15 protein-coding genes are annotated in these 15,834 nt (G+C 62.7%); 13 read left to right on the top strand and 2 right to left on the bottom strand.

Annotation, left to right across the window (positions count from 1 at the left end):
• The first annotated feature begins 50 nt into the window (after positions 1–50).
• The 10 genes from AC07OJ_RS20375 to AC07OJ_RS20330 all read left to right on the top strand — a co-directional run bounded on the left by AC07OJ_RS20375 (position 51) and on the right by AC07OJ_RS20330 (position 8,349).
• Positions 51–869, top strand: coding sequence for an energy transducer TonB (locus AC07OJ_RS20375; protein WP_065899560.1), 819 nt, complete (start codon positions 51–53; stop codon positions 867–869).
• Positions 870–920: 51 nt separating this feature from the next.
• Complete coding sequence (locus tag AC07OJ_RS20370; RefSeq protein WP_106805733.1) at positions 921–1,643, top strand: MotA/TolQ/ExbB proton channel family protein; 723 nt, start codon at positions 921–923, stop codon at positions 1,641–1,643.
• A 1-nt stretch (position 1,644) separates the two neighbouring features.
• Entirely contained in the window at positions 1,645–2,046 is a 402-nt protein-coding gene (locus tag AC07OJ_RS20365) for an ExbD/TolR family protein (protein ID WP_010565408.1), read from the top strand.
• Between the two features lie 196 nt (positions 2,047–2,242).
• Positions 2,243–2,824: an alpha/beta hydrolase gene (locus tag AC07OJ_RS20360; RefSeq protein ID WP_065899566.1), complete on the top strand. Its 582-nt coding sequence runs from the start codon at positions 2,243–2,245 to the stop codon at positions 2,822–2,824.
• Between the two features lie 49 nt (positions 2,825–2,873).
• The gene (locus AC07OJ_RS20355; protein WP_495095050.1) at positions 2,874–3,794 is read left to right on the top strand and encodes a sigma 54-interacting transcriptional regulator; all 921 of its coding nucleotides are present in this window, start codon (positions 2,874–2,876) and stop codon (positions 3,792–3,794) included.
• A 149-nt stretch (positions 3,795–3,943) separates the two neighbouring features.
• Positions 3,944–4,726 (top strand): MetQ/NlpA family ABC transporter substrate-binding protein, encoded by a 783-nt coding sequence (locus tag AC07OJ_RS20350; protein ID WP_063033612.1) that lies wholly within the window; start codon positions 3,944–3,946, stop codon positions 4,724–4,726.
• A 693-nt stretch (positions 4,727–5,419) separates the two neighbouring features.
• On the top strand, positions 5,420–6,085 hold the full coding sequence (locus AC07OJ_RS20345; protein ID WP_057725386.1) for an amino acid ABC transporter permease: 666 nt from the start codon (positions 5,420–5,422) through the stop codon (positions 6,083–6,085).
• Positions 6,066–6,725 carry an amino acid ABC transporter permease gene (locus AC07OJ_RS20340; protein ID WP_032884905.1) on the top strand — a complete coding sequence of 220 codons (660 nt, stop codon included), beginning with the start codon at positions 6,066–6,068 and terminating at the stop codon, positions 6,723–6,725. Before AC07OJ_RS20345 ends, AC07OJ_RS20340 begins: the two co-directional genes overlap by 20 nt.
• Complete coding sequence (locus AC07OJ_RS20335; RefSeq protein ID WP_065899568.1) at positions 6,722–7,498, top strand: amino acid ABC transporter ATP-binding protein; 777 nt, start codon at positions 6,722–6,724, stop codon at positions 7,496–7,498. Before AC07OJ_RS20340 ends, AC07OJ_RS20335 begins: the two co-directional genes overlap by 4 nt.
• A complete protein-coding gene (locus AC07OJ_RS20330) occupies positions 7,495–8,349 on the top strand; it encodes a transporter substrate-binding domain-containing protein (RefSeq protein ID WP_495095049.1) in 855 nt (284 codons plus the stop codon). The genes AC07OJ_RS20335 and AC07OJ_RS20330 overlap by 4 nt, the downstream gene beginning before the upstream one ends.
• A 133-nt stretch (positions 8,350–8,482) precedes the next feature.
• On the opposite strand, the gene AC07OJ_RS20325 is transcribed toward AC07OJ_RS20330, so the two are convergent.
• Complete coding sequence (locus AC07OJ_RS20325) at positions 8,483–9,643, bottom strand: AAA family ATPase (RefSeq protein ID WP_106805457.1); 1,161 nt, start codon at positions 9,641–9,643, stop codon at positions 8,483–8,485.
• Positions 9,644–9,764: 121 nt separating this feature from the next.
• Between AC07OJ_RS20325 and AC07OJ_RS20320 the strand changes: the two genes are divergently transcribed.
• Genes AC07OJ_RS20320 through AC07OJ_RS20310 form a run of 3 tightly spaced genes read left to right on the top strand, consistent with a single transcriptional unit; the run spans position 9,765 to position 14,997 of the window.
• Positions 9,765–10,868 carry an efflux RND transporter periplasmic adaptor subunit gene (locus AC07OJ_RS20320; protein WP_495005388.1) on the top strand — a complete coding sequence of 368 codons (1,104 nt, stop codon included), beginning with the start codon at positions 9,765–9,767 and terminating at the stop codon, positions 10,866–10,868.
• Positions 10,865–11,935 carry an efflux RND transporter periplasmic adaptor subunit gene (locus AC07OJ_RS20315; protein WP_106805455.1) on the top strand — a complete coding sequence of 357 codons (1,071 nt, stop codon included), beginning with the start codon at positions 10,865–10,867 and terminating at the stop codon, positions 11,933–11,935. Before AC07OJ_RS20320 ends, AC07OJ_RS20315 begins: the two co-directional genes overlap by 4 nt.
• Complete coding sequence (locus AC07OJ_RS20310; protein ID WP_065899572.1) at positions 11,932–14,997, top strand: efflux RND transporter permease subunit; 3,066 nt, start codon at positions 11,932–11,934, stop codon at positions 14,995–14,997. Before AC07OJ_RS20315 ends, AC07OJ_RS20310 begins: the two co-directional genes overlap by 4 nt.
• 117 nt (positions 14,998–15,114) lie before the next feature.
• Here the strand turns inward: AC07OJ_RS20310 and AC07OJ_RS20305 are convergent, their stop codons facing one another.
• Positions 15,115–15,741 carry a class I SAM-dependent methyltransferase gene (locus tag AC07OJ_RS20305; protein WP_495095048.1) on the bottom strand — a complete coding sequence of 209 codons (627 nt, stop codon included), beginning with the start codon at positions 15,739–15,741 and terminating at the stop codon, positions 15,115–15,117.
• Positions 15,742–15,834: the final 93 nt, after the last annotated feature.

The following is a 15,834-nucleotide window of genomic DNA, read 5'->3' as shown; positions in this document are numbered from 1 at the left end:
TCAGGCAGGCCTGTCGGTTTTTTTGTTTCAAAACCGTAGGGAGTGAATCAATGGGCAATGTCCAGACCGCCGCCAGTGCACACGAGGCGCAATGGCGCCAGGCACCGAGTGGTGAGTTGGTCGACCTTGGCCGGCCGCACCGCGCGCCGTTGGGGCAATTGCGTCTGCAGAAAACCCCGAAGCGCTTTTCGAGCCGTCGCGAAGGGATCCTGCTCGGGTTGCTGGTACTGGCCCTGCACGGTGCGGTGATTTATTGGGTGAGCCAGAAGCCCACCCCGGTGCTGCCGATTGTGCCGCCGGAAATCCCGCCGATGACTATCGAATTTTCCCAGCCGGCACCGCCGGTGGTCGAGCCGCCACCGCCTGTTCCGCCGCCACCGCCGCCGCCCGTGGTCGAGCCACCGCCACCGGTGGTGGACGAGTTGGCTGCCAAGCCGGCGCCGCCTAAACCGATTCCAAAGCCCAAGCCGAAGCCTGTGCCCAAGCCTGAGCCGAAACCTGCACCCAAGGCCGTCGAGCAACCGCCTGCGCCGCCCACGCCGGCACCTCCGGCCCCGGCGCCAGTGGCTCCGCCTGCACCGGCTCCGGTAACGCCCGCTTCAGCGAACGCGGCGTACTTGAAGAACCCGGCGCCGGAGTATCCGTCACTGGCCCAGCGTCGCGGTTGGGAAGGCACCGTGCTGCTGCGGGTGCATGTACTGGCCAGCGGCAAGCCGGGCGAGATCCAGATCCAGAAGAGCAGCGGTCGCCAGCAACTCGACGACGCCGCACTGGCCGCGGTGAAGCGTTGGAGTTTCGTGCCGGCCAAGCAGGGCGATGTCGCCCAGGACGGCTGGGTCAGCGTACCGATCGATTTCAAGATTCACTAACTATTCGGCTGCGGTGTGTTGCACACGCCGCGACCTGCACAGAGGGAAAACATCATGGCATTAGCATCTCCACTTGAATCCATCGAAAGCGCGGTGATCTGGCTGCTGGTGGTCTTTTCGGTCGCCACCTGGGGCCTGGCCCTACTCAAGGGCGTGCAGTTCGGTCGCCTCAAGGCGCAGGATCGCAAGTTCCATAAACAGTTCTGGGCGGCATCCAGTCTGGACTCGGCGGCAGAACTGGCTGAAACCCAGCCCGGCGCTGCTGCCCGCGTAGCCCAGGCCGGCTATGCCGCGATCCAGGTTGGCGATGCGCCGCATGCTGCCGACCTGAGCCAGGCGATCAACCACCAGGACCGTCTTGAACGTGCCCTGCGCCAGCAGATCGTGCGTGAGCGCCGCTCGCTGGAAACCGGCCTGGCCGTGGTCGCCAGTATCGGCAGCACCTCGCCGTTTATCGGTCTGTTCGGCACCGTGTGGGGCATCATGGAAGCGCTCAAGGGCATCAGCGCGGCCGGTTCCGCCAGCCTCGAAACCGTGGCCGGCCCGATTGGTGCTGCGCTGGTCGCCACCGGTGTGGGGATCGCCGTCGCCGTACCGGCGGTGCTGGTCTACAACTATTTCCTGCGTCGCCTGAAGCTTACGGCTGCCGACCTGGACGACTTTGCCCACGACTTCTACAGCCTGGCGCAGAAGAACTCCTTCCGCGTGCTGCTGCACCCGGCCCTGACCAAAAATGCCGCCGGCAACCCGCAAAAAGTGAAGGAGGCGTCCTGAGATGGCCTTTTCCACGCAAGACAGTGATGAGGTGCTGAGCGAGATCAACGTCACGCCGCTGGTGGACGTGATGCTGGTACTGCTGGTGGTGTTTATCGTCACCGCGCCGTTGTTGACCAACGCGATCCCGATCAACCTGCCCAAGACCGAGGCCGTGGCCCCGGTGGAGCAGAAGGACCCGCTGGTGGTGAGCATCGATGGCGCCGGCAAGCTGTTTATCAACAAGGACGAAATCCAGCCGGACCTGCTGGAATTCAACCTGCAGGCGGCCAAGGCCAAGGACCCCGATGTGCGGGTGCAACTGCAGGCCGATGATGGTGTGAACTACGGCGAAGTGGCGCGAGCCATGGCGTCTATCGAGCGCGCGGGCATTACCAAGTTGTCGGTGATTACCGCACGTTAGCTTCAAATGCCTCGACAATTTTTTGGCCGTCTCCTTGGCAGGGTGCGGCCTTTTTTTTGCTCTTCAACTTGTTGCTTTCAGCGTGCAACTTGTATCTGTCTTTTGGTTATTAATAAATAGCTTCTTATTCCTTAACGAATATAAACCGCGTCCCTATACTGATCAGCAACGTTAAACGCTGCAGGAGGGCACACCCATGCACAGCGAGTCGATTCGTTATCTGATCGTGCCGGGCTGGCAAGGATCGCCAGAAGATCATTGGCAAACCCATTGGCAAAACAGCCTGCCCAACAGCGCGCGCGTGGAGCAGGCCGACTGGCTGACGCCACGCCGCGAAGACTGGGTGGCCGCGCTGGCCGAGGCCATCGCCGCCGACAGCACGCCGGTGATCCTGATCGCCCATAGCCTGGGCTGCATCACAGTGGCTCATTGGGCCGCCACCGCACCCGTGCAGTTTTTGCGGCAGGTGCGCGGCGCCTTGCTGGTGGCCCCGGCCGATGTCGAACGCCCGGCCTGCTCGCCCGCCTTGCGCAACTTCGCCCCAATCCCGACCGACCTGCTGCCGTTTCCCAGCCAGGTGGTCAGTTCCGATAACGACAGCGCCGTCAGTGCCCCTCGGGCGCTGGAGCTGGCGCGCAATTGGGGCGCCGAAGCCGGAATCCTCTCGGGGGCCGGGCATATCAATGTGAAGTCCGGTCACCAGCGCTGGGAGCAGGGCTTCGCCTACCTCTATCGCCTGCAAAGCCGCCTCGAGCATCACGCCCGGCGCACTGCCTGACCTTCTTTCAACGCCCCGTCCCTGAGTGGATTTGGGGCGGGAGCCTGCCATGAGTCTGCATGAAACCTACGGTCAGCCCCTGCTGACCTTCCCCGACGCCGAAAAAAGCCCGCTGAGCATCCGCGCCAAGGCCCTGGTGTTTGTCGATCCGCGCTCGCGCCAGCTGCGCGAAGACCTGGAAAACCTCGCGCCGCGCGCCTTGTCCGTGTTGATTCGCGGCGAGACCGGCAGCGGTAAAGAGCTGTTGGCCCGGCATATCCATCGGGGCAGCGACCGTACTGGCTTGTTTGTCTCGGTCAACTGCGGCGCCATCAGCCCGACTTACGCCGACGCCGAGTTGTTCGGCTACGCCGCCGGTGCCCACAGCGGGGCGGCCAGCAGCCGGGCCGGCTGGTTCGGCTCGGCCAATGGCGGCACCTTGTACCTGGACGAGATTGGCGACTTGCCACTGCCGATCCAGGTCAAGCTGCTCGCAGCCCTGGAGAATCACGAAGTCACTCGGGTCGGCGCCCACCAGCCAAGCCCGGTGGATGTGCGGCTGGTGGCGGCCACCAGCATCGACCTCGCCCAGGCCGTAGCGGCCGGCAAGTTCCATGAGCGCCTGTTCCATTACCTGAGCGAAGGCCAACTGGACTTGCCCGCATTGCGCGAGCGGGTCGGCGACATCCTGTCCCTGGCCGAATACTTCCTGGGCATCTACAGCCAGCGCCTGGACCTGCCGGTGCCGCTGATCAGCGATGCGGCGCAACGGGTGCTGGAACACCACAGCTGGCCGGGCAATACCCGCGAGCTGGAAAACGTCATTCACTTCGCCTTGCTCGTCAGCAGCGGCGACGAGATTCTGCCCGAGCATTTGAACCTGCCGGTAGCGGGCTCGCCGCTGGAACAGGTGCAGCGCATCTTTGCCGCCGCCAGCCCTGCCGAGCAGGAAGCCTTGCGCGCCTTTCTACGTGAGCAAGCCGCTACATGAACAAAATGGAATATCAACGTGAATAAAAGATATTGTTCGGGAATAAAAAATCTAGGTATTGTCCATTCCACGCCGCGATAGCACTTCGCTGGCACACCACATAAAAAACGGTCGTCAGAGACGCCCCGGAATTTCGATAAGGACACTGCATGAAAAAGGTTCTGTTGTTTACCGCACTGGCGGCTGCCCTGACTGCAAGCTTCGCCCAGGCCAACGAGAAACTGGTGGTTGCCGCCACCCCGATCCCGCACGCCGAGATCCTCGAACTGGTCAAGCCAACCCTCGCCAAAGAAGGCGTGGACCTGGAAATCAAAGTCTTCACCGACTACGTACAGCCAAACGTGCAGGTTGCCGAGAAGCGCCTGGACGCCAACTACTTCCAGACCCTGCCGTACCTGGAAAACTTCAACAAGGGCAAGGGCACCAACCTGGTCACCGTGGTCGGTGTGCACGTTGAACCCTTCGGCGGTTACTCGAAAAAGATCAAGAACATTTCTGAGCTCAAAGATGGCGCCACCGTGGCCATCCCGAACGAAGGCTCCAACAGCGGCCGCGCCCTGTTGCTGCTGCAGAAAGCCGGCGTGATCACCCTGAAAGACCCGACCAACGCCCTGGCCACGCCGAAAGACATCGCCAGCAACCCGAAAAACCTGAAATTCAAAGAGCTGGAATCGGCGCTGCTGCCACGCGTGCTGGACCAGGTTGACCTGGACCTGATCAACACCAACTACGCCCTGGAAGCTGGCCTGAACCCAGCCAAGGACGCGCTGATCATCGAAGACGCCAAGTCGCCGTACGTGAACTTCCTGGTTGCCCGCCCGGACAACAAGGACAGCGACGCCATCCAGAAACTGGCCAAGGCCCTGACCAGCCCGGAAGTCAAAGCCTTCATCGAGAAGAAGTACAACGGCGCCGTAGTGCCTGCGTTCTGATGTAACCCAAAACCCCCTTCAAGGTTTGAACGCCGACGGCTACTACAGCGTCGGCGTTTTTTTATGGGCTTCAAAGGCAATCAGGACTGTAGGCGCTGGCTTGCCGGCGATAGCGGTGGGTCAGCCGGCCCATCGGCGACTGAAAGACCGCTATCGCAGGCCAGCCAGCTCCCACAGTTGGGCGGTGGGGGGGCTGGAATCCCTGCCACACAGCGACACTCTGGAGAAACTGCAACCAGCGAACGCCGGCTCTTGCTCAAATCCCAGCCACACAGCAGACCCCCCCTGTGGGAGCCGTCGAGCCCCAGCGAGGCCGCGAAGGCGGTGTGTCAGCCACAGAAGGACCGTCAGTGCCGCCGCCTTCGCCGCCTCGCTACAGCTCGACCTCTCCCACAATCAGGCCGCGCGGCTATTGATCGCCCTGCGCAACGCCACCAACCATTTCACCAGCTCCTGCGGATCAATCGGCTTCGTGTTGTTCATTGTTCATTCCCTCGAATCACAGACCCCCCAACCATAGCTGCCACCCATCAAACCCGCGAATCCGGCGGTTATCTTTTTGGGTGATATCAATATGCTATTTGGGTATTTAAATTTTGCTTTTTATACCTTTAGAGTTCGCGCTACCCGACGTTACCCACGCCGGACTGGATTGCGCCCGCTGCATTACCCTTGCGGCGTCATGGACTCAAGATGACCTTCGATTTCGCTTTTATCCTCAGCACCCTGCCGGCGTTTCTCAAGGCCGTGGGGGTGACGCTGCAAGTGGGCCTGATCGCCATTGCCACCTCGTTGCTGGTGGCGCTCATCAACGCCGCGCTGCTGGTGTTTCGCACACCCTACCTGTCGCGCCTGGTGGCGCTGTACGTCGAGCTGGCGCGTAACACACCGCTGCTGATCCAGCTGTTCTTCGTGTACTTCGCCTTGCCCGCGCTGGGCTTGAATATCTCCGGCTTCTGGGCGGCGATCATCACCATGACGTTCCTTGGCGGTGCCTACCTCACCGAAGTGCTGCGCGCCGGCGTGGAAGCGGTGCCGCTGGCGCAAATCGAGTCCGGCAAGTCCATCGGCCTGTCCGACTGGCAACTGCTGCGCCATGTGATCCTGCCCCAGGCCGGCATCCTCAGCCTGCCGGCGCTGTTCGCCAATTTCATCTTCCTGCTCAAGGAAACCACGGTGGTTTCCGCCGTGGCGGTGCCGGAGATTCTCTACACCACCAAGAGCTACATCGCCCTTTACTACAAGACTTACGAAATGCTCGCCGTGCTGACGCTGATTTGCGTACTGCTGTTTTTGCCGTTGTCGCTGCTGCTCAGCCGCCTGGAAAGGAGGCTCCAGCATGGCCAGTTCGGGTCTTGAGTTGTTGTGGGTGTCGTTGCCGCAACTGGGCAAGGGCGCCGCACAAACCCTGTCGATTTCGTTTCTGAGCATCGCCTTCAGCACCGTCGGTGGCGTGTTGTATGGCGTGCTGCGGACCTTGAACAACACACTGATCAACGCGGTCCTGCGGGTGTACCTGGAGCTGTTTCGCGCGATCCCGGTGCTGGTGTGGTTGTACCTGCTGTTTTTCGGACTGCCGATTTTCTTCGGCCTGAGCATTCCGAGCTTCTGGTGCGCCGTGCTGGTGCTGTCGCTGTGGGGCGCCAGTGAGGTGGGCGAGGTGGTGCGTGGCGCGTTGCATTCGCTGCCCCGTGGCCAGCGTGAAGCCGGCTTGTCGATTGGCCTGTCCGACCCGCAGCTATACGGCTATGTGCTGTTGCCTCAGGCCCTCAAGCGCATGACGCCGCCGACCATCAACGTGTACACGCGCATCATCAAGACCAGCTCGCTGGCGGTGCTGATCGGCGTGGTGGACGTGATCAAGGTCGGCCAGCAAATCATCGAACGCACCTACGAGTCGGTATTGATCTATGGCGTGCTGTTCCTGTTTTTCTTCTTTATCTGCTACCCGTTGTCGGCCGCCTCCAAGGTGCTGGAACGGCGCTGGGCCCAAGCATGAGCGCATTGATCGAGTTTAAGGGTTTCAACAAATTCTTCGGCGAGCAGCAGGTGCTCAAGGGCATCGACTTGAGCGTGCAAAGCGGCGAAGTGGTGGTGATCCTCGGCCCCAGCGGCTGCGGCAAAAGCACCTTGCTGCGCTGCCTCAACGGCCTGGAAGTGGCGCACAGCGGCAGCCTGCGATTCGCCGGCAACGAACTGTTGGACAAAGCCACCGACTGGCGCCAGGTGCGCCAGGACGTGGGCATGGTGTTCCAGAGCTACCACCTGTTCCCGCACATGAGCGTGCTCGACAACATCCTGCTCGGCCCGCTGAAAGTGCAAAAACGCGACCCTCGCGAAGCCCGCGAACAGGCGGAAAAACTGCTCGAGCGCGTCGGCCTGGCCGACAAGCGCGACGCCTTCCCGCGTCAGTTGTCCGGGGGCCAGCAGCAACGTATCGCGATCGTCCGCTCGTTGTGCATGAACCCGCAGGTCATGCTCTTTGACGAAGTCACCGCCGCCCTTGACCCGGAAATGGTCAAGGAAGTGCTGGAAGTGATCCAGGGCCTGGCCCGCGATGGCATGACCCTGCTGATCGTCACCCATGAAATGGCCTTCGCCCGCGCCGTCGCCGACCGCGTCGTCTTCATGGAGGCCGGTCGCATCCTCGAACACAACACCCCCGAAGAATTCTTTACGAACCCGCAAACCGCACGCGCGCAGCAGTTCCTGGAGAAGTTTTCCTTTGTTTCAACACTGCCCAAGAAGAACCAGGAACTGGAGCTGATATGAAAAAGTTACTACTGCCCCTGATTGCCGTCGCATTACTCGCCGGCTGCGACAAAAAGGCCGAAGAGCCTGCAAAACCAGCGGCTACCGCCGTGAGTTCGCTGGACAAGATCAAGGCGCGCGACAAGCTGATTGTCGGCGTATTCACTGACAAACCGCCGTTCGGCTTCGTCAACGAAGCCGGGCGCTATGTGGGCTTCGATACCGACATCGGCCGCCAATTCGCCAAGGACCTGCTGGGCGATGAAAACAAGGTTGAGTTCGTCGCCGTCGAGCCGGCCAGCCGTATTCCGTTCCTGCAAAGCGACAAGGTCGATCTGATCCTCGCCAACATGACCGTGACCCCGGAACGCAAGGAAGCGGTGGACTTCACCAACCCCAACCTGAAAGTCGCGGTGCAGGCCCTGGTGCCTAACGACAGCGCGGTGAAAAGCCTGGATGACCTGGCCACCCGCACCACCATCGTTACCACCGGCACCACCGCCGATATCTGGCTGACCAAGAACCACCCGGACTGGAAACTGCTCAAGTTCGAGAAAAACTCCGAGTCGCTGCAAGCGCTGTCGGCCGGCCGTGGTGATGCGTACGCGCAGGACAACCTGGTGCTGTTCAGCTGGGCCAAGCAGAACCAGGGCTACCGCGTGCTGGAAGAAAAACTCGGCGACGAAGCGCCGATTGCGCCGGCGGTGAAGAAGGGCAACATCGAACTGCGCGACTGGGTGAACGCCGAGCTGGCGAAGTTGGGTGAGGAGAAATTCCTGCTCAAGCTGTACGACCAGTACGTGCGTAAAGAGCTGAGCGATGACACCAAGCCGGAAAGCGTGATTGTTGAAGGCGGCAAGTGGCAGGGTTGATCATTCAGCTGTTGGGTGACTGATCTACCGTCTTCGCGAGCAAGCCCGCTCCCACATCGACCGAGTTCCACCTTTGGAATGCGGACAAATGTCGGAGCGGGCTTGCTCGCGAAGAGGCCTTTCCAGGCCCCTCTTATTCCGGCCAATGCCAAGCCGGTGCATCCAGAATTCCCTGTCCCACAATCCGCGTCTCCCCCAGCACTTTCTCCAGCACAATCGAATTGCACCCTTCATCCTGTTGCAACGCCGCAATCAGCCGGCTGGCATGCGACACCACCCACACCTGGCACTGCTGTGACGCCTGGATAATCAGGCGCGCCAACGCCGGCAGCAGGTCCGGATGCAAGCTGGTTTCCGGCTCGTTCAGCACCATCATGGTCGGCGGCCGAGGCGTCAGCAGCGCCGCGATCAGCAGCAGGTAACGCAAGGTGCCGTCCGACAACTCCGCCGCCGAGAGCGGCCGCAGCAACCCCTCCTGATAAAACTCAAGGGCGAAGCGCCCGCCCTGCAACGGTTGGATATTCAGGCGTGCACCGGGAAACGCATCGCTGACTGCGCGCTGCAAGGCCTCGGGGTCGCCAATCTCGCGAATGGTCTGCAGCGCCGCCGCCAGGTCGCGACCGTCGTGGTGCAGCACCGGTGTGCGCGTGCCCAGTTGCGGTTGGCGCACGGGGGCATCGGCATCGCTGCGAAAGTGATCATAAAAACGCCAGCCACGAATGCTTTCGCGCAACAGCAACACTTCCGGTGAGCCGCGCAGGCTGCCGACCTGGTCGAACAGGCTGTGGTAGTTCGGCGTGTGCTGGGCCAGCACATCCCAGGCGCGGCCCTCGCGGGCGCGCACCATCGGCCCGGAGCGTTGCACCAGCAGGCTGGCCGGGCGGTAGACGTGGCCGGCCCAGATGCATTCCTTCTTCACCTCCGGGTCCAGGGAAAAATACGACAGGGTCTTCTCCGGCAAACCGAGGGAAATCGCGTAGCTGAAATCCTCGGCGGCAAACCCCAGGCGCAGACGCTTCACACCCTGGCGCACGACCGCTTCCACCGGCACCTCGCCGTTGTGCATGCGTCGGCTGATGGTCTCGGGGCCGGCCCAGAAGGTCGAGTCCAGCCCGCCCTCACGGGCCAGTGCATTGATCACTCCGCCCTGGGCGGTTTCGGCCAGCAGGCGCAAGGCGCGGTACAGGTTGGACTTGCCGCTGCCGTTGGGCCCGGTGATCAGGTTCAGCCGGTCCAGCGGCACCACCAATTTGTTGATCGAGCGGTAATTGGCCACCGCGAGGGTCTTGAGCATGGGCATTCAGTCGGCTTGGGAACCATTGGAGTATGGGAGCCTCCATGCAGATAAGGAACCCTGATCTAAGCTCACAGTCGCATACACACTGGCAAGTCGGCATCACGCAAAAGGAGCCTGCATGGGCGGTCGCACTGCAAACATTATTCTGAGCCTTGGCCTCCTGGCGCTGCTGAGCGGCTGTGGCCAGGACAAAGCCGAGCCCAAGCAGCATTCCCGGGTGTTTGTGCAGACCGTACAGCCGGCGGATTTCGCCGCGGCGGTCACGCTCACCGGGGACATCCAGGCGCGCGTGCAGACCGATTTGTCGTTCCGCGTCGGCGGCAAGATCATCCAGCGTACGGTGGATGTCGGTGACCGCGTCAGCGCCAGGCAAGTGCTGGCCAGGCTCGACCCCAAGGACTTGCAGACCAACGTCGATTCCGCCCAGGCCCAGGTCGTGGCCGAGCAGGCGCGGGTCAAGCAGACCGCCGCCGCGTTCGTGCGCCAGGAAAAACTGTTGCCCAAGGGCTACACCAGCCGCAGTGAATACGATTCTGCCCAGGCCGCGTTGCGCAGCAGCCAAAGCGCCCTGGCCGCCGCACAGGCCCAACTGGCCAACGCCCGCGAGCAGCTCGGCTACACCGCGCTGATTGCCGATGCACCGGGGATCATCACCGCGCGCCAGGCTGAAGTCGGCCAAGTGGTGCAGGCCACTGTGCCGATCTTCAGCCTGGCCCGCGATGGCGAGCGCGATGCGGTGTTCAACGTGTATGAATCGCTGCTGGTCGAGCCGCCGCCCGATGCACCGATCACCGTGAGCCTGCTCGACAATCCGAGTATCAAGGCGGTGGGCAAGGTCCGCGAAGTCACACCGGCCGTGGCGGCCAACACCGGCACCGTGCAAGTGAAGATCGCCCTGCAGGCGTTGCCCAAAGGCATGCAGTTGGGCTCGGTGGTGAGCGCCACCGCCAATGGCCCGGCCAAGGCCAGCATCGAATTGCCGTGGGCGGCGCTGACCAAAGACCTCAGCGAGCCCGCTGTGTGGCTGATCGACGGCGACGGCAAGGCGCAACTGCACAAGGTCACCGTGGCACGTTATCTCACCGGCAAAGTCATCATCAGCGACGGCCTCAAGGGCGGCGAAAAAGTCGTGGTGGCCGGCGGGCAGTTGCTGCATCCGGGCATGGTGGTGGAAATCGCCCAGCCGCCGGATCAGGCCCAGGCGCAAGGAGTGCAACCATGAAGCAGTTGACGGTGGTACTCGCTGCCAGCTTGTTGCTGATGGCTTGCTCCAAGGAAGAACCGCCGCCCGAGCCACTGCGCCCGGTGCTGTCGATGGAAGTGAAGTCCGAGGACCAGGAAAACCTCGGTCGCTTCGCCGGCACCATCCAGGCCCGCTACGAGAGCAACCTGGGTTTCCGTGTGCCTGGTCGCATCGCCCGCCGCGCCGTGGACGTCGGCGCCGAAGTGGAGAAGGGCGCCTTGCTCGCCGTGCTTGACCCCACCGACCAGCAAAACCAGTTGCGCGCCGCCCAGGGCGACCTTGCCCGCGTGCAGGCGCAGTTCATCAACGCCCAGGCCAATGCGCGGCGCCAGCAGGAGCTGTTCAACCGTGGCGTCGGTGCCCAAGCCCAGCTGGACGTGGCCCAGACCGACCTGAAGACTACCCAGGCGTCCCTCGACCAGGCCCAGGCCTCGGTCAACCAGGCCAAGGACCAACTCAACTACGCCGAACTGCGCACCGACCACGCCGGCATTGTCACCGCCTGGAACGCCGAGGCCGGCCAGGTGGTCAGCGCCGGCCAGCAAGTGGTGACGCTGGCCCGCCCGGATATCAAGGAAGCGGTGATCGACCTGCCCGCCGGCCTGGCAGAGCGCCTGCCGCCGGATGTGGTGTTCCTGGTGGCCGGGCAACTCGACCCCAGCGTGCACACCACCGCCGTCGTGCGTGAGATCGAACCCCAGGCCCAGAGCGCCACGCGCACGCGTCGCGCGCGCCTGACCCTGGCCGAGACGCCGCCCGCGTTTCGTCTTGGCACCGCGATCAGCGTGACCTTGAGTTCAACCATCGCACCGCGTATCGAATTGCCCATCAGCGCCTTGCAGGAAGTCGACGGCAAGACCCGCATCTGGCTGCTCGACACCCAGAGCCAGACCGTGCAACCGCGTGACGTCACGGTCATCAGCCGTGACGCCAGCAGCGCCTTGCTCAGCGGCGGCGTCAAACCCGGTGAGCGTGTGGTCACTGCCGGCGTGAACAGCCTGAAACCCGGGCAGAAAGTCAAAATCGACGAGGACAGCCCGCGATGAAAGGGAGCTTCAACTTATCCGACTGGGCCCTCAAGCATCAGTCCTTCGTCTGGTACCTGATGTTCGTCGCGCTGCTGATGGGCGTGTTCTCCTACATGAACCTGGGCCGCGAGGAAGACCCGTCGTTCACCATCAAGACCATGGTGATCCAGACCCGCTGGCCGGGCGCGACCCAGGAAGAAACCCTCAAGCAGGTCACCGACCGCATCGAGAAGAAACTCGAGGAACTCGACTCCCTCGACTACGTGAAGAGCTACACCCGGCCGGGCGAGTCCACGGTATTCGTGTTCCTCAAGGACACCACCAGCGCCAAGGCCATCCCGGAGATCTGGTACCAGGTCCGCAAGAAAATCGACGACATTCGCGGCACCTTCCCCCAGGGCCTGCAGGGACCGTCGTTCAACGATGAGTTCGGTGACGTGTTCGGCTCGGTGTACGCCTTTACCGGCGATGGCCTGTCGATGCGCCAACTGCGCGACTATGTGGAACAGGTGCGTGCCGAGATCCGTTCGGTGCCAGGCTTGGGCAAGGTCGAGATGATCGGCCAGCAGGACGAAGTGATTTACCTGAACTTCTCCACGCGCAAACTTGCGGCGCTGGGCATTGATCAGCGCCAGGTGGTGCAGAGCCTGCAATCGCAGAACGCGGTGACGCCGGCCGGGGTGATCGAAGCCGGACCGGAGCGGATCTCGGTGCGCACTTCGGGGCAATTCGCCTCGGAAAAGGATCTGGCCAACGTCAACCTGCGGCTCAATGACCGTTTCTATCGTCTGGCGGACATTGCCGACATCAGCCGTGGCTACGTCGACCCAGCACGGCCCATGTTCCGCTTCAACGGCAAGCCGGCGATTGGCCTGGCCATCGCCATGCAGAAGGGCGGCAATATCCAGTCGTTCGGCAAGGCCTTGCACACACGCATGGATGAGCTGACCGCCGACCTGCCGGTGGGCGTCGGCGTGCACAAGGTGTCGGACCAGGCGGAAGTGGTGGAAGAGGCCGTGGGCGGCTTCACCAGCGCGCTGTTCGAAGCGGTGATCATCGTGCTGGTGGTGAGCTTTATCAGCCTCGGCATGCGCGCCGGGCTGGTGGTGGCGTGCTCGATTCCGCTGGTGCTGGCGCTGGTGTTCGTGTTCATGGAATACAGCGGCATTACCATGCAGCGCGTGTCGCTGGGCGCATTGATCATCGCCCTCGGCCTGCTGGTGGACGACGCGATGATCACCGTCGAGATGATGATCACGCGCCTGGAAAAAGGCGAGACCAAGGAGCAGGCGGCGACTTACGCCTACACCTCCACGGCGTTCCCGATGTTGACCGGTACGCTGGTCACCGTCGCCGGTTTTGTACCGATCGGCCTCAACGCCAGTTCGGCGGGCGAGTACACCTTCACGCTGTTCGCGGTGATTGCCGTGGCGATGCTGGTGTCATGGGTGGTGGCGGTGCTGTTTGCGCCGGTGATCGGCGTGCATATCCTCAGCGCCAACGTGAAGCCCCACAGCAACGAGCCAGGGCGAATCGGGCGTGGCTTCAATTACGGCATGCTGTGGGCCATGCGCAACCGCTGGTGGGCCATTGGCATCACCGTGGGCCTGTTTGTGGCGTCGGTGTTCTCCATGCAGTTTGTGCAGAACCAGTTCTTCCCGTCGTCGGACCGCCCGGAAATCCTCGTCGACCTCAACCTGCCGCAAAACGCCTCGATCAACGAGACCCGCAAGGCCGTCGACCGCCTCGAAGCGATCATCAAGGACGACCCGGACATCGCGCGTTGGAGCACCTACATCGGCCAGGGCGCGATCCGTTTCTACTTGCCGCTGGACCAGCAATTGGAAAACCCCTACTACGCGCAGTTGGTCATCGTCAGCAAGGGCCTGGAAGAGCGCGGGGCGTTGATTGCGCGCCTGCAAAAACGCCTGCGTGATGACTTTGTCGGCGTCGGCAGCTTTGTACAGCCGCTGGAAATGGGCCCGCCGGTGGGGCGCCCGATCCAGTATCGGGTTTCGGGCAAAGACACCGACCAGGTACGCAAGCACGCCATCGAGCTGGCGACCCTGCTGGATAAAAACACCCACCTGGGTGAGATCATCTACGACTGGAACGAGCCGGGCAAAGTCCTGCGGGTGGACATCGCCCAGGACAAGGCGCGGCAATTGGGGCTGTCGTCGGAAGACGTCGCGCAGTTGATGAACAGCGTGGTCAGTGGTGCCTCGGTGACCCAGGTGCATGATGATATCTACCTGATCAACGTGGTTGGCCGCGCCGAAGATGCCGAGCGCGGCACCCCGGAAACCCTGCAGAACCTGCAGATCGTCACGCCCAACGGCACCTCGATTCCGCTGCTGGCGTTTGCCACCGTGCGTTACGAGCTTGAACAGCCGCTGGTGTGGCGCCGCGACCGCAAGCCGACCATCACGATCAAAGCGTCGGTGCGCGACGAGATGCAGCCGACCGACCTGGTCAAGCAACTCAAGCCCGAGATCGACAAGTTCAGCGCCGGCCTGCCGGTGGGCTACAAGGTCGCCACCGGCGGTACCGTGGAAGAAAGCGGCAAGGCCCAGGGCCCGATTGCCAGCGTGGTGCCGCTGATGCTGTTCTTGATGGCCACCTTCCTGATGATCCAGCTGCACAGCGTGCAGAAGATGTTCCTGGTGGCGAGTGTCGCGCCGCTGGGGCTGATCGGCGTGGTGCTGGCGCTGATTCCCACGGGCACGCCGATGGGCTTTGTGGCGATCCTCGGGATTCTGGCGCTGATCGGCATCATCATCCGCAACTCGGTGATCCTGGTGACCCAGATCGATGCCTACGAGCGCGACGGCTACACGCCGTGGGACGCCGTGGTGGAAGCCACCGAACACCGGCGCCGGCCGATCCTGCTGACGGCGGCGGCGGCCAGCCTGGGCATGATCCCCATCGCCCGCGAAGTGTTCTGGGGCCCGATGGCCTACGCGATGATCGGCGGGATCATCATCGCCACGTTGCTGACATTGCTGTTCCTGCCGGCGCTGTATGTGGCTTGGTACAAGATTCGCGAGCCGAAGCCAGAGCAACAGGAAAAACGTGGTTGAAAATGTGGCCGCGGGCTTGCTCGCGAAAGCGGTGTGACAGTCATAGGGGTGTCGACTGATCCGCCGTCTTCGCGAGCAAGCCCGCTCCCACATTTGGAATGCAGTGCCACGCTGCTTTCAGATTTTGCGCCACACACTCGCCAGCCACGGTTGCTGCTCCCGAGGCAACCCGGCCGGCCGATAGTAATGCTCCAACTCCACGAACCCTGCCGCCGTCAGCAAGGCCTGCCACGCCTGCAGGTCGTGATAAGACCCATAGCGCGGCCCATTCCAGCCCTCGCGATTTTCACCGCGGGGATTGGAGCTGAACAACACTCCGCCAGGCTTCAGCGCGCCATGCAGCTGTTTGAGCACGCGCGGCAATTCCTGCTTGGGAATATGAAACAGCACCGCATTGGCGAATATCCCGTCGAAGCGCTCGACCGGCAGGTCCAGCTTGAGGAAGTCTTGCTGCAACACCTCACAACCACTGTCCTCGCGCGCCATCTGCGCAAAGCGCTCGGAGCCGTCGAGGCCGACAGCGATGTGACCCAGGCGGGTAAACGTCTGCAAATCCCGGCCCGGCCCGCAGCCGAAATCCAGCACGGTGAACGGCGCCGTACCCTGGATATGCCGCAACAGCGCGTCGATGTTCTGGCTCACATCGTGGTCGCGGGTGCCTTCGCGGAAATACTCGGCCACGCTGTTGTAGTGGCCGAGGGTGGTGGACGTGATCTGGTCGAGGTCGTCGGGCTTGAGAGGCATGGTGAGCAATACCGGGCACTGAGAGGGCCCGACTATACCCCAATCGGTCGACCCACCCTGTGGCGAGCGGGCTTGCCACGCGCCCGGCTGTAC

It is taken from the genome of Pseudomonas sp. GW821-FHT09C08 (assembly GCF_059418125.1).
The sequence above is the reverse complement of the archived record's forward strand: the minus strand, read 5'-3'. Positions and strand labels throughout refer to the sequence as shown.

What these genes read in the sequence shown, in the direction of transcription:
- AC07OJ_RS20305 (WP_495095048.1), bottom strand. Translation starts at nt 15,741, where the DNA reads ATGCCTCTCAAGCCCGACGACCTCGACCAGATCACGTCCACCACCCTC.
- AC07OJ_RS20340 (WP_032884905.1), top strand. Translation starts at nt 6,066, where the DNA reads ATGGCCAGTTCGGGTCTTGAGTTGTTGTGGGTGTCGTTGCCGCAACTG.
- AC07OJ_RS20360 (WP_065899566.1), top strand. Translation starts at nt 2,243, where the DNA reads ATGCACAGCGAGTCGATTCGTTATCTGATCGTGCCGGGCTGGCAAGGA.
- AC07OJ_RS20350 (WP_063033612.1), top strand. Translation starts at nt 3,944, where the DNA reads ATGAAAAAGGTTCTGTTGTTTACCGCACTGGCGGCTGCCCTGACTGCA.
- AC07OJ_RS20325 (WP_106805457.1), bottom strand. Translation starts at nt 9,643, where the DNA reads ATGCTCAAGACCCTCGCGGTGGCCAATTACCGCTCGATCAACAAATTG.
- AC07OJ_RS20365 (WP_010565408.1), top strand. Translation starts at nt 1,645, where the DNA reads ATGGCCTTTTCCACGCAAGACAGTGATGAGGTGCTGAGCGAGATCAAC.
- AC07OJ_RS20330 (WP_495095049.1), top strand. Translation starts at nt 7,495, where the DNA reads ATGAAAAAGTTACTACTGCCCCTGATTGCCGTCGCATTACTCGCCGGC.
- AC07OJ_RS20320 (WP_495005388.1), top strand. Translation starts at nt 9,765, where the DNA reads ATGGGCGGTCGCACTGCAAACATTATTCTGAGCCTTGGCCTCCTGGCG.
- AC07OJ_RS20375 (WP_065899560.1), top strand. Translation starts at nt 51, where the DNA reads ATGGGCAATGTCCAGACCGCCGCCAGTGCACACGAGGCGCAATGGCGC.
- AC07OJ_RS20310 (WP_065899572.1), top strand. Translation starts at nt 11,932, where the DNA reads ATGAAAGGGAGCTTCAACTTATCCGACTGGGCCCTCAAGCATCAGTCC.
- AC07OJ_RS20315 (WP_106805455.1), top strand. Translation starts at nt 10,865, where the DNA reads ATGAAGCAGTTGACGGTGGTACTCGCTGCCAGCTTGTTGCTGATGGCT.
- AC07OJ_RS20345 (WP_057725386.1), top strand. Translation starts at nt 5,420, where the DNA reads ATGACCTTCGATTTCGCTTTTATCCTCAGCACCCTGCCGGCGTTTCTC.
- AC07OJ_RS20335 (WP_065899568.1), top strand. Translation starts at nt 6,722, where the DNA reads ATGAGCGCATTGATCGAGTTTAAGGGTTTCAACAAATTCTTCGGCGAG.
- AC07OJ_RS20355 (WP_495095050.1), top strand. Translation starts at nt 2,874, where the DNA reads ATGAGTCTGCATGAAACCTACGGTCAGCCCCTGCTGACCTTCCCCGAC.